This window comes from Bacteroides graminisolvens DSM 19988 = JCM 15093 (assembly GCF_000428125.1).
In the GTDB taxonomy this organism is placed as follows: Bacteria; Bacteroidota; Bacteroidia; order Bacteroidales; family Bacteroidaceae; genus Bacteroides; species Bacteroides graminisolvens.
In genome coordinates this window covers 146,041-158,559 of record NZ_ATZI01000004.1, presented here as the reverse complement: position 1 = coordinate 158,559, position 12,519 = coordinate 146,041, and the positions used below count along the sequence as shown (strand labels likewise).

The window sequence follows — 12,519 nt, the reverse complement described above, 5'->3', positions numbered from 1 at the left end:
CAAATCTGCACCATGAAAAAGAACACATACACTTTACCGTTATCACTTATTTTCTGCCTTTTCTTCCTATGGGCCATTAGCAGCAACCTGCTCCCAACCATGATCAGGCAACTCATGAAAACGTGCGAACTAAATACCTTTGAAGCATCGTTTACAGAAACGGCTTACTGGTTAGCCTATTTTATTTTCCCCATCCCTATAGCTATGTTCATGAAACGCTATAGTTACAAAGCGGGAATAATCTTTGGCCTCATATTGGCTGCTGTTGGAGGATTGCTTTTCTTCCCTGCAGCCATAGTAAAAGAATACTGGGCTTACCTCTGTATCTTTTTCGTCATAGCAACCGGGATGTGCTTCCTTGAAACAGCAGCCAATCCTTACGTTACGGTACTGGGATCAGCAGAAACCGCTCCCAGAAGACTAAACCTTGCACAGTCATTCAATGGACTTGGAGCCTTCATTTCGGCCATGTTCCTGAGCAAATTAGTTTTAAGCGGTAGCCATTACACCCGAGATTCCATTCCGGCGGATTATCCAGGCGGGTGGGAAGCATATCTGCAAGTTGAGACAGATGCCATGAAAATGCCTTATCTGCTTTTGGCTATTTTACTCATCGTTATTGCAATCATATTCATCTTTTCAAAACTTCCCAAGATAGGCGACGAAGGGTCAAATAGTTCATCAGAAAAGAAAGAAAGACTCATTGACTTCGGAGTTTTGAAGCGTTCACACTTACGTTGGGGTGTCATCGCACAGTTTTTCTATAACGGCGGACAAACAGCCATCAACAGTTTATTTTTGGTGTATTGTTGCACCTATGCCGGATTGTCTGAAGATACCGCAACCACATTCTTCGGATTGTACATGCTGGCTTTCCTTTCCGGTCGTTGGATTGGTACCGGATTAATGGTGAAGTTCCGTCCGCAAGACATGTTATTAATTTACTCCTTAATGAATATCATTTTATGTGGCGTTGTTATGTTTTGGGGTGGTATGGTAGGACTCTATGCCATGCTTGCTATCTCTTTTTTCATGTCCATCATGTACCCTACACAATTCTCTCTTGCACTGAAAGGATTAGGAGAACATACGAAAAGCGGCTCTGCTTTTTTGGTCATGGCAATTGTTGGTAACGCATGCCTACCACAGTTCACAGCTTATTTCATGCACGCCTACGAAGATATCTATTACATGGCCTATTTTGTGCCAATGATTTGTTTCGCCTTCTGTGCTTTCTATGGTTGGAAAGGATACAAGGTTATTGATTAATAAATTTATTATAAACAATAAAATGAAAGCAGTTCAAATTGTTAACCCCTCAGAAATTAAGGTGGTTGAGTTGGAAAAGCCGACTGTTGGTGCCGGTGAGGTGTTGGTAAGAATTAAATATGTAGGTTTTTGTGGTTCTGACCTGAACACATTTTTAGGTCGAAACCCCATGGTAAAGCTACCGGTTATTCCCGGACACGAAGTTGGTGCTGTAATTGAAGAAATAGGTTCGGAAGTACCCGGCGGATTTGAGAAAGGAATGAATGTAACATTGAATCCTTACACCAACTGTGGTAAATGTGCTTCTTGCAGAAACGGACGTGTTAACGCCTGCGAGCATAACGAAACGTTGGGTGTTCAGCGCAACGGTGTGATGTGCGAATATGCCGTATTGCCATGGACAAAGATTATCCCGGCCGGAAACATCTCTTCACGTGATTGCGCATTAATTGAACCAATGAGCGTAGGCTTTCATGCAGTGGCCCGCGGTCAGGTAACCGACAATGAATATGTTATGGTTATAGGCTGCGGAATGATTGGTATCGGTGCTATTGTGCGTGCTGCGCTTAGAGGAGCCACGGTGATTGCAGTAGATCTAGATGATGAAAAGCTCGATTTGGCTAAACGCATGGGTGCATCCTATGCTGTTAATTCAAAAACAGAAAATGTACACCAACGTATGCAAGAAATTACCGAAGGCTTTGGCGCCGATGTAGTCATCGAAGCAGTGGGAAGTCCGGCAACATACGTAATGGCTGTTGACGAGGTAGGATTTACCGGTAGAGTGGTATGCATTGGTTATGCCAAGAACGAAGTGGCTTTCCAAACCAAGTATTTCGTACAGAAAGAGCTAGACATTCGTGGATCAAGAAATGCTTTACCGGCAGACTTCAGAGCAGTTATCAATTACATGAACACCGGCAATTGCCCTGTAGACGAGCTAATTACAAAAATTGTAAAACCTGAAGACACGCTTCAGGCAATGGAAGAATGGGTCGCTAATCCGGGCAAAGTTTTCAGAATTCTTGTGGAATTATAAATAGAAAAAAAATGAAGCCATTCATCCTCGTATGTAAGGGATGAATGGCTTATATAACAACTTTAATTTAAGACTTCTTATGTTGTAACAGTAACGGTTTCAAACGTGCTGTCCAAAGATCATATCCGGTCTGGTTCATGTGCAGATTATCTTTTTTAAAGATATCTTTTCGAAGTACTCCCTTTTCATCATACATGCATGAAGCTACATCCACATAGAACACATTGTTTAGAGTACTGATATATTCTTCCAACAACGTATTTACCATTTTCTGTTTAGAGCTTATTTTCTCACGTGCATACGAAGGTTTTATAGAAAGTACATAAAGAGGTACCAACGGATAATCCCGTTTTATCTTACTTATAAAAACACGGAAGAAGTCAAAAGTCTGACCTATTGTAATATCTTCTGGACTATTACAAATATCATTCTCCACATACAAAACAATAGAGTGTGGATTATAGCCACGTGCAATCACACTATAATTGTAAAGCATATCTCGTAAAGCAGCGCCGCCGTAGGATCGCCGTATAATTTTCATGGGAGCCATATCTTGATAAATATTATCCCATAAATTAATGGAAGAGCTTCCCAAAAATAAAACGTCACACGATTTGTCTTTTAAATTTTTGTTCTCATCCACGTATTTATCTATTTCTGTTTGATAGCGGGTAACCCAGCCAGCCGCATCGGCATGCTTCACCGCAATATATTCACAAAACCGAACCGAATCTTGCTGTAACTGTGCTTGCGCAAACATGGGCAAAGACAGAATAGTAAGAAACAGAACTCCAAAATATTGTCTCATTTTCCTATTGACTTATTTAACTACATTAAAATCTAATTTATTTAGTCCGTTCTTCACATCGGGGTGACTCATAAAGAGATCCCAAAGAAATCCCGAACGGTAATTCTCAATCATAACAGCTATCGGACCCTGATCAATAGCCAAATAAGACTTGGGAAACCACCCAGCAGTTTCACTGAATGCATCATAAAATCCATATTTACCAAAAAGTTTGCTACGCATATCATACAAATGATGCATCACTTCCATCGATTCTTTAGGCGTGTATACTATGGATGAAAGAGCAGCCGTTGGTGCAATAACTCCTAAATCGCTATTCTCGTTAGGAGCATGACCGGAGTAACCATTCACGCTATAACTAGCTGTTAACCCCCAGCAATTAGCACCGTAACCTTTATACCCTTTCGGATTTCGAATACAATAAGCCCTGTTTATCAGCGTATAGTTTTTCATTTCCTCGAAATAATCAGCATACCTATCTTTTAGTCCATTCGGATTAAGTCCCAAAAATGAATAATGCGCCCAAAATAATGGTCCGGCATCTGTACCTTGATAGCGAAGATTCAACGACAATCCTTCGGTTTTGTGGGGAGAAACAATGTCACCATTCTCTGCCCATCCCTGATGATATACCTCTTCCGAAACGCCATGAGTAGGAGAAGCTGCTGCAAGTACGTACATGATAAGACATTCATTAAAACCTCGAACCGGGAAATTCATCTCCCATCCGTAGTTCTGACTCCAATGCCAAAACAACACAGGTTGGTTATTGCAGTACCAATCCCATTCCACCTCTTTCCAAAGCTTATCAATACGGGCAGCTATTTCTCGTTCTTTAGCGGAACCATCCGCATAGAATTGATGAACAGCAAGCAATCCTTGCATCAAGAAAGCTGTTTCCACCAAGTCGCCACCATCATCCTTGAGACTGAATGGCTTTACTTTACCTGTTTCTCCATTCAACCAATGCGGATAAACGCCATGAAAACGATCGGCCTTTTCCAGAAAAGAAACAATTTTTTCAAAGCGAGCAAGACCCTGTTCATCCGTAATATATCCTCGTTTAATACCCGATAAAATAGCCATTAAGCCAAACCCCGTTCCTCCGGTAGTCACAATATGCTTATCATTTTCGGGGTAGATGCCATTCTCGTTGTAGCGTTCACGTGCCATGCCACTCATCTCTTCAGCTCCATCCCAAAAATAATTGAACGTATAATACTGAACCGTGTCCAACAAATCAGTATCACGCAGTAATTTTCCTGTTACTTCTGTTTTATTTGCACAATTTCCAAATAGAAAATAGCTACAAAATAAAAGCAAAAACATCCATCGTATCTGTTTCATTATTTCTTTATTGTTATATTCACAAGAACCGGATTATGATCTGATAAGTACCCGTATTCAGGAGTATCATTCACTACACGGTATTTATTAACATCAATCGGAGTACTCACATAAATGTGATCAATCAAAGGTCTTTCAGCCATATTCAAGCGGCCGAAATCATGAAAACTCCACGACGGACCATACACCACCGCAGCAGCTCCTCGGGTATTCTTCATTCCACTGTGATCCATGATTCGTATGGACTCTGACTCAGCAGTATCGTTGAAATCACCCATGACAATAACCGGCAATCCACCACCCAGTTCTTTTGCTTTTGCTAATACTAGTTTCAAGCCCTCTTTACGAGCCAATTTACCTTCGTTATCCAAATGTGTATTGATGCAAATAAACTTCTGTCCGGTTGCTTTGTCTTTCAAAACCGCCCAAGTGGCCATACGTTCGTAAGCAGCATCCCATCCTTTCACCCCAAATTTCAACGGAGTTTCACTTAAACTAAAGTTACCTTCTTTTAGCAGCTCGAAATGATCCGTTTTAAAAAACAAGGAACAATACTCACCAGCCATCTTACCGTCTGCTCTTCCCACTCCAACAGCTGTATACCGGGGCAATCGTTCTGTCAAATCAACCAGTTGGCTATGCAGAACTTCCTGCATACCTATAATATCCGGTTCATAATAACGAATCATTCCGGCCACATTATCTTTGCGATGTTGCCAACTGTTTAAGCTGTCTGAAGGAACATCCAGACGAATATTGAAAGTCATCACATCAGCAACCAGACTCTTTTTTTGCATACCACACGAAGTGGTAAGCAAAAAAAGAAGGATCCAAGTCAAACTAAATATATATTTTCTCATCGTAATTACATTTTCAGCGTAAAACCGGTTCCTTTTACATCCCTACTATTCCCTCCTATCATCACGTTAAAGTCGCCCGATTCGCATACATAGTTAAGATCGTAATCATAAAACTTCAATAATTCAGGAGTAATGGTGAATGAAACCTTGGTTGACTCACCCGCTTTCAGGAAAATCTTCCGGAATCCTTTCAGTTCTTTAACCGGACGCGTAACACTACCTACTAAATCACGAATATACAGTTGCACAACCTCCGCTCCATCACGCATACCAGTATTGGTAACGGTTACTGTTGCCGTAAGTTCGCCATTCTTAGTAAGAGTCTTGCTACTCAATTCCACATCACTGTATTTAAAATCAGTATAGCTCAGTCCGTAGCCGAAAGGATACAGAGGGTCATTGCTTACATCCAGGTAATTGCTGCGGAATTTTTCAAACCAGCCACCTTCGGGTAATGGACGACCCGTATTCTTGTGATTGTAATACAACGGAATCTGACCCACGTTCTGCGGAAAAGTCATTGTCAACTTTCCGCTGGGATTCACATCACCAAACAAAACATCACCGATGGCATAAGCCGATTCGCTGCCGCCAAACCATACATTCAATATAGCAGGTACATTTTTTTGCTCCCAAGTTAGCACGAGTGGCCTACCGGTAAATAATACCACCACAACAGGCTTACCTGTTTTAAGCAGTTCCATTAACAACGTGCGTTGTACGTCGGGTAATTCCAAATCGGTACGCGAACTACTTTCACCACTCATTTCAGAAGATTCACCCAAAGCAGCCACAATCACGTCGGCAGTAGCAGAGACCTTCAAAGCCTCGGCCAACAGTTCCTTCTCCGTACGTCCGTCACGGTGTAAACTCCGTCCAAACATGGTAGCACGAGTTTCATAATCAGCATCACTAACCAAGTTACTACCTTTGGCATATACAACATTCGCCTTATTGCCTACAACTTCACGAAGTCCCTTAACCAAAGAAGGAGTACGATCCAATACGGCTGCTACGCTCCATGTTCCCACCATATTTTCACCGGCCTCAGCTAGCGGTCCCACCACCGCTACAGTACCCTGTTTCTTCAAAGGCAGCAAATCATGATCATTCTTCAATAGAACGAAACTCTCCGAAGCAATTTTACGAGCATCCGATCGATGACTATCAGTATATATTTCTTTCTGCGGACGTTTCAAGTCACAATACTTATAAGGATTAGCAAACAGTCCCAATTTATATTTCGCCTCCAAAATACGTCGACAAGCTTGGTTCAGCACATCCATGCTTACAACTCCCTCTTCCACCGACTTCTTCAGCGTATCTTCAAAACCCGCACTTACCATATCCATATCCACACCGGCATTAACAGCTCTGGCAGATACCGTTTTCAGATCACCAATGCCATGATGCACCATTTCGGCTATTCCGGTGAAATCTGTTACCACAAAACCATTAAAGCCCCACTGATCACGAAGTAAATCAGTCAGCAACCATTTATTGGCAGTGGCCGGTACACCATCTATTTCATTGAAAGAAGCCATAACACTACCCGCTCCGGCATCTATTGCCGCTTTATAAGGCGGCATATACTCATTCATCATACGAATGCGACTCATATCCACCGTGTTATAATCCCGTCCAGCTTCACTGGCACCATACAAAGCAAAATGCTTCACACAAGCCATGATCTCATTGGCAGCTTTCAGGTCCTTACCCTGATACCCCCGCACCATCGCTTTGGCAATTTCGGCCCCTAAGAACGGATCTTCTCCACAGCCCTCAGAAGCTCTTCCCCAACGAGGATCGCGGCAAATGTCGAGCATCGGACCAAACGTCCAACAAATACCATCCGCACTAGCCTCAACAGCAGAGATGCGTGCCGACTTCTCAATAGCCTCCATATCCCATGTACACGACAAGCCCAGTGGAATTGGAAAAACCGTTTCGTATCCGTGAATCACATCCATTCCAAAAATCAAAGGAATCTTCAGCCTACTCTCTTCCACTGCCAGTTTCTGAACCTCTTTAATTTTGGCAACTCCCTTCAGATTAAACAATCCTCCTACTTTTCCCTGACGAATCTTCTCGGCCACATTGCTGCTTTTAGCCTGTCCCGTAGTAATTTCTCCGCTTACAGGTAAATTAAGCTGTCCTATTTTCTCCTCGATGGTCATCTTCTTCATCAAAGCATCGATAAAACGATTCATCTCTGCAGAAGATTGCTGCGCAAATGCAGAAACAGAAACCAGCAAAACAAGAGAAACTATATATTTTCTATAATACCAACTATTCATAAGTGACTAATTTTACCAATTGAAATAAAAGAGTCTAAGAAGGTTATGCCTAAACACTCCCTTCTTAGACATACATATTTATATAATACCTATTATTTATAATCCGAATTCTGAACCAATACCCCGTTCGACTTATCAATCTCATCTTGAGGTAGCGGTAAATAACGGTGCTTATCCTGATACTTCACCTTACCAGCCGCATGCAGAACATCTTTAGCTATACCCCAACGAACCAAATCGTAGAAACGGTCAAACTCCAATCCCAGTTCCACGCGGCGTTCGTGACGAATGGCATCTCTCAACAAAGCCTGATCCAATGTAGTAACCTTAGGCAAAATGGTATTATCATTGCCACGAGCACGTGCACGCACCATTTCCAAATCATCAGAAGCCTCCTTCGTGTTGCCTAATTCATTAGCAGCCTCAGCAGCCATCAATACCACATCGGCATACCTGATCAGACGAATATTCACCCAAAAACCACTGTTGGTAAACTCCTTACGCTTAGCCGGGTTTGTATAAGCCTTTTTATTATAATAAGCTCCCATTGCAGAAGAGACCGGAGACTCCCCATAAGGTTTGTTCGTATTAGCAGCTGTAACAGGTTCATCGGCACTTTTACGGAAATAAAGCAAAGTAGCATCCTTACGCGGATCGCCCGATTCGTAAGCCGTACCTAGTTCTTTGGTAGCCATGTGCCAACCCCAGCCTAAGTTCCATTCACCCGAGCCACGCACACCTTGTACCTGGCAAAACTGACTTCCGATGGAAGTACTGGCCGGCAGAGCAGCTGTTGACGCACATTGCAATTCAAAGACAGACTCACTGCAATTCTCACCTGCATCCGTAAATATCTGATCGTAAGGAGTATCTAAGTTATACAGTCCGGAACTCATTACCTCTTTGGCAGCAGCAGACATGTTACTCCAACTATTTCTCATCATGTACGTACGTGCATGTAGTGCACGGGCAGCTCCCCAAGTTAACCGACCGATATATTCGGAAGTCCATTGTCTGGGAAGTAGCTTTTCAGCCTCATCCAAATCCAGGTCAATTTGCTCATAAATCTTCTCCACAGTCGTTTTAGGGACATTAGCTTCGGCTGCATCGCGAATTTTGGCCGTCACCAAAGGAACCTCGCCAAACGCCCTGACCAGATTAAAGTAACAATAAGCACGGAAAAAGAGAGCCTCACCCTTATTCCTTTTAACACCTTCATCATCAGAGCTCAAATTATTGACCGCATCGATAACAGAGTTTGCCTGATAGATGATCGTATAGTTTTGAGACCAATAGGCTTTTACGGTTCCGTTATTCGTGGTATACTCAAAATCATCCCAAAACGCAGCCTGGTCTGCCCCATCGCCAGCCGAACTTCCTTTTTCAGAATCTTCGGAACGAACGTTGTGTACCATGAAAGCAGGAATACCAGCGGTAATGTTATAGCTACGCATCATCGTGTACATACTGAAAACCTGTCCGTCTATTGACGAGCCACCTTCGGGTGTATCATCCTCGGTAAACTGTCCAAGAGGGCTACGATCCAGAAAATCACTACAACCTGTTAGGCCAAAGACGGAAGTAGCCAACATCAGCGATAATATATATTTATTCAGTTTCATAATGTGCAATTTTAAGGGTAATTAGAAAGTTAAGTTAAGGCCAAACGTATACACAGCCGGCATAGGATACGAACCATCATCAACACCGAAAGCCGTAGCAGAGCCTCCCAGTTCAGGAGTATAACCGGTATTGTTCTTCCAAGTCTTGAGATTCTGAATATTGGTGTAAACCTTTAAGGCTTTTATGCGTAACTTATCCAGGAATCCTTTGTCAAAGTTATAAGCCAACTGAATGTTACGTATGCGGAAGAAACTACCGTCTTCAATATAATAATCAGAGTTCTGGTTATTAATGGTGTGCTTAATATTCAGCAAAGGTTGTGTATTCGACGTTCCTTCACCGTGCCAGCGACCCACTCGTTGAGCCATGTAGTTGAACTGTGACCAATTATAATTATCCCAAGTACGGAATATTTCATTTCCCTGCTGTCCCATCATGTCGATGCTTAGTTCCAGATTCTTGTAAGACACACCTAAATTAATGCCGTAAGTAAAATCCGGTGTTGGATTACCAATAATAGTACGGTCGGCCGGAGTTATCATTTCATCTCCGTCTACATCTACAAATTTCAAGTCACCGGGAGTCACTGTTGCCAGCTTGTTGACGGGAGAATTAGCAATCTCAGCAGCCGATTGATACACACCTTCCACCTTGTATCCGTAGAAATATCCGATAGGATAGCCTGCCTGCGTGTAACTCATGCTCTTGGCACCATCAATTATGGAATAACCATTCTGTACCAGACTTAATACCTTGTTTTTAATGGTAGTCAAGTTACCGCCAATGCTATATCCCCAGTCGCCTTTGCGGTCACTCCACGAAGCGGCTAGTTCTATACCCTTATTTTCAATCTCACCCAAATTACCTACACCCGGTACTGTGCCCGATAATCCCGGAACAGTAGCCAGCAAATCCTTCGTATTCTTGTGATAATACACACCTTCCACATGCAAACGATTCTTCAACATATTAGCATCAAAACCGGCTTCCCACGCTTCCACCTTTTCCCAACGCAAGTTAGGATTGGGTAAATATTCCAATTGATAGCCCGGTATAATGTTGTCTCCAAATACGGCAGAAGATGAGTTGAGCAACAACGGTTGAGCCGGATAAGCAGACTTCATGGCCTGATTACCTAGTGTACCCCAAGAACCTTTCAACTTCAACATATCGAAGAAATGTTGATCAGACATAAACTTCTCTTCCGACATTAACCAACCACCACCAATGGAGTAGAAGTTCTGCCACTGATTACCAGTGTAAGAGAAAGCAGAAGAACCATCGCGACGGAAAGAAGCATTCAGCAAATACTTCCCTTTGTAGTTATACAGCAAACGAGCCAGAGCAGATACGGTGGTACGTTCCCACTGCGAACTGCCATTGGTTGAAGCGCCTGCATCACCAATGCTTACATACCATTTATCAGGATCATCGGCAATAACCAATCCCACACCTTGATCACGACCGGCAGTAAGTGAGCTATACGAATTGTAATAGGTAGTAAAGCCGGCAGTTACGGTTATGTTATGATCATTAAACGAATCAACATACGTGAGCAAGTAATCGCTCTGCACCTTTGTCTCATCACTCTTGGTTTGTTCAACAGCCGTTTTCTTCGTTCCCAAAATATTGATGTTACCCGCTGCTTCAGGATCATACACCTTCACGATAGGCGTATATTTGCGAGAATTGTTTGAAGCATAATCCATTGAGAAAGTAGTGCGGAAAGTAAACTTCTTCAAGAAATTCCATTCCCCGTACACATTACCGGCAGCCCTGTAATTGGTAGCTCTGGTTGTGTTGGCACGTTCTTCAACATCCACCATCGGGTTGCTGATCTGTGCTTTCTGAAATTCAGGAAGAGCTGCAAACAGCTGATACTCATCATTAAAAATGGGAGCAACCGGAGTGGCACGAATAGCACTAAGCACCTCTTTAGCATCTGTAGGCAATATACGTGCTCCATTAAATTGGAAACCGAATCTCAAATCTTTGTTTACGCTATATTCATTGCTGGCATTCAGCGTAATCTTGCTATACTTTTCATGCTTAATGTTACCTTGTTCACTGGAATAACCCACTCCCAAATAAAATCTATTCTTATCAGAAGCACCGGTAATGCTGATGTTGTTATTGGTTACAAAGCCGGTTTGAAAGATTGCATCCTGCCAATCGGTATCCGCATTCCAATCAGAGAAATCAAACGGAGCAGTTCCCTGGTTGGTAAGTTGTTCATTATATAATTCCTTGAACTCAGCCGCATTGGCCATGTCAATCTTGTCGACCACCCTTTTCCAGCCGAAAGAAGTATTGATATTAACCAGCGTTTGTCCGGCTTTGGCCTTCTTGGTAGTTACAATAATCACCCCATTGGCACCACGTACACCAAAGATAGCCAATGAAGAAGGGTCTTTCAGAATCTCCATTGATTCAATATCGGCCGGATTGAGGAAATTAATATTATCGTTAAACAGTCCGTCAACAATATACAGCGGAGCAAAACCGTTGATAGAGTTGGTACCACGAACACGAATTTCAGGATCGGCACCGGCACGTCCGGTATTCACCACTTGCACACCGGCCACCTTACCTTGTAAAGACGATAAAGGATTTGAAGCCGGTTTGTTAGCAATTTCCTCCCCTTTAATATTAGTGATTGATCCGGTCAGGTCGCGCTTCTTTGCCGAGCCATAACCAATAACAACCGTTTCGGTCAACATGGTAACATCTTCGGCCATCGACACGTTGATCACTTTACGGCCGTCGACCTTTACTACCAGCGTTTTCATTCCGATATAAGAGAATCGTAAAGTAGCATTTGGAGCAGCTAGAATGGAATAATTGCCATCGATATCTGTTATAGAACCGCCGGAAGAATTAACCACCTGAACTGCAACTCCAATCAGAGGCTCGTTCTGTTCGTTAGTTACCTTACCCGTGAGAGTCGTATTCTGAGCAAAAACAGAAGAGAAGCAGATGCCCATAACGCCTATCAGGAAAGATATAGCTCTTAATCGGCACAAACTCTTCGTAGATTTTTCTTTAAAAGATTGTTTTTTCATTGCATTAAATTTTAACAATAAACACTTTCGATTCTCCTTGCCGTTTCAGCACACTCCCTGTTCATTCAAAACCAATTAAACGGGCCCTGTTATAATCAGGTATCAAGTTAACAAAGAGCAACCAGATATTGGCGGCAATTGAAATCGGAAGCAAACATATCAATGGAAAATCGGAGGAACAAAAAAAGTTCCTCATAATAGATACATGGAGGTG

The 12,519-nt window shown here is 42.6% G+C and carries 8 protein-coding genes; 2 read left to right on the top strand and 6 right to left on the bottom strand.

Annotation, left to right across the window (positions count from 1 at the left end):
* Positions 1–12: 12 nt before the first annotated feature.
* Both fucP and C511_RS0105315 read left to right on the top strand, forming a co-directional pair.
* Positions 13–1,269 carry an L-fucose:H+ symporter permease gene (gene fucP / locus C511_RS0105320; RefSeq protein WP_024996367.1) on the top strand — a complete coding sequence of 419 codons (1,257 nt, stop codon included), beginning with the start codon at positions 13–15 and terminating at the stop codon, positions 1,267–1,269.
* A gap of 22 nt (positions 1,270–1,291) precedes the next feature.
* A complete protein-coding gene (locus tag C511_RS0105315) occupies positions 1,292–2,308 on the top strand; it encodes a zinc-binding alcohol dehydrogenase family protein (RefSeq protein ID WP_024996368.1) in 1,017 nt (338 codons plus the stop codon).
* 67 nt (positions 2,309–2,375) lie between these two features.
* Here the strand turns inward: C511_RS0105315 and C511_RS0105310 are convergent, their stop codons facing one another.
* The 6 genes from C511_RS0105310 to C511_RS0105285 form a co-directional block, all read right to left on the bottom strand.
* Positions 2,376–3,116, bottom strand: a complete 741-nt coding sequence (locus C511_RS0105310) for an SGNH/GDSL hydrolase family protein (protein WP_024996369.1) — start codon at positions 3,114–3,116, stop codon at positions 2,376–2,378.
* A gap of 12 nt (positions 3,117–3,128) precedes the next feature.
* Positions 3,129–4,463 (bottom strand): glucoamylase family protein, encoded by a 1,335-nt coding sequence (locus C511_RS0105305; RefSeq protein WP_024996370.1) that lies wholly within the window; start codon positions 4,461–4,463, stop codon positions 3,129–3,131.
* Entirely contained in the window at positions 4,463–5,323 is an 861-nt protein-coding gene (locus tag C511_RS0105300) for an endonuclease/exonuclease/phosphatase family protein (protein ID WP_027317900.1), read from the bottom strand. Before C511_RS0105300 ends, C511_RS0105305 begins: the two co-directional genes overlap by 1 nt.
* Positions 5,324–5,328: 5 nt before the next feature.
* Positions 5,329–7,620 (bottom strand): beta-glucosidase BglX, encoded by a 2,292-nt coding sequence (bglX, locus tag C511_RS0105295; RefSeq protein WP_024996372.1) that lies wholly within the window; start codon positions 7,618–7,620, stop codon positions 5,329–5,331.
* A 92-nt stretch (positions 7,621–7,712) separates the two neighbouring features.
* Positions 7,713–9,242 carry a RagB/SusD family nutrient uptake outer membrane protein gene (locus C511_RS0105290; protein ID WP_024996373.1) on the bottom strand — a complete coding sequence of 510 codons (1,530 nt, stop codon included), beginning with the start codon at positions 9,240–9,242 and terminating at the stop codon, positions 7,713–7,715.
* A 21-nt stretch (positions 9,243–9,263) separates the two neighbouring features.
* A complete protein-coding gene (locus C511_RS0105285; RefSeq protein ID WP_034781685.1) occupies positions 9,264–12,305 on the bottom strand; it encodes a SusC/RagA family TonB-linked outer membrane protein in 3,042 nt (1,013 codons plus the stop codon).
* Positions 12,306–12,519: the final 214 nt, after the last annotated feature.

What these genes read in the sequence shown, in the direction of transcription:
- fucP (WP_024996367.1), top strand. Translation starts at nt 13, where the DNA reads ATGAAAAAGAACACATACACTTTACCGTTATCACTTATTTTCTGCCTT.
- C511_RS0105315 (WP_024996368.1), top strand. Translation starts at nt 1,292, where the DNA reads ATGAAAGCAGTTCAAATTGTTAACCCCTCAGAAATTAAGGTGGTTGAG.
- C511_RS0105310 (WP_024996369.1), bottom strand. Translation starts at nt 3,116, where the DNA reads ATGAGACAATATTTTGGAGTTCTGTTTCTTACTATTCTGTCTTTGCCC.
- C511_RS0105305 (WP_024996370.1), bottom strand. Translation starts at nt 4,463, where the DNA reads ATGAAACAGATACGATGGATGTTTTTGCTTTTATTTTGTAGCTATTTT.
- C511_RS0105300 (WP_027317900.1), bottom strand. Translation starts at nt 5,323, where the DNA reads ATGAGAAAATATATATTTAGTTTGACTTGGATCCTTCTTTTTTTGCTT.
- bglX (WP_024996372.1), bottom strand. Translation starts at nt 7,620, where the DNA reads ATGAATAGTTGGTATTATAGAAAATATATAGTTTCTCTTGTTTTGCTG.
- C511_RS0105290 (WP_024996373.1), bottom strand. Translation starts at nt 9,242, where the DNA reads ATGAAACTGAATAAATATATATTATCGCTGATGTTGGCTACTTCCGTC.
- C511_RS0105285 (WP_034781685.1), bottom strand. Translation starts at nt 12,305, where the DNA reads ATGAAAAAACAATCTTTTAAAGAAAAATCTACGAAGAGTTTGTGCCGA.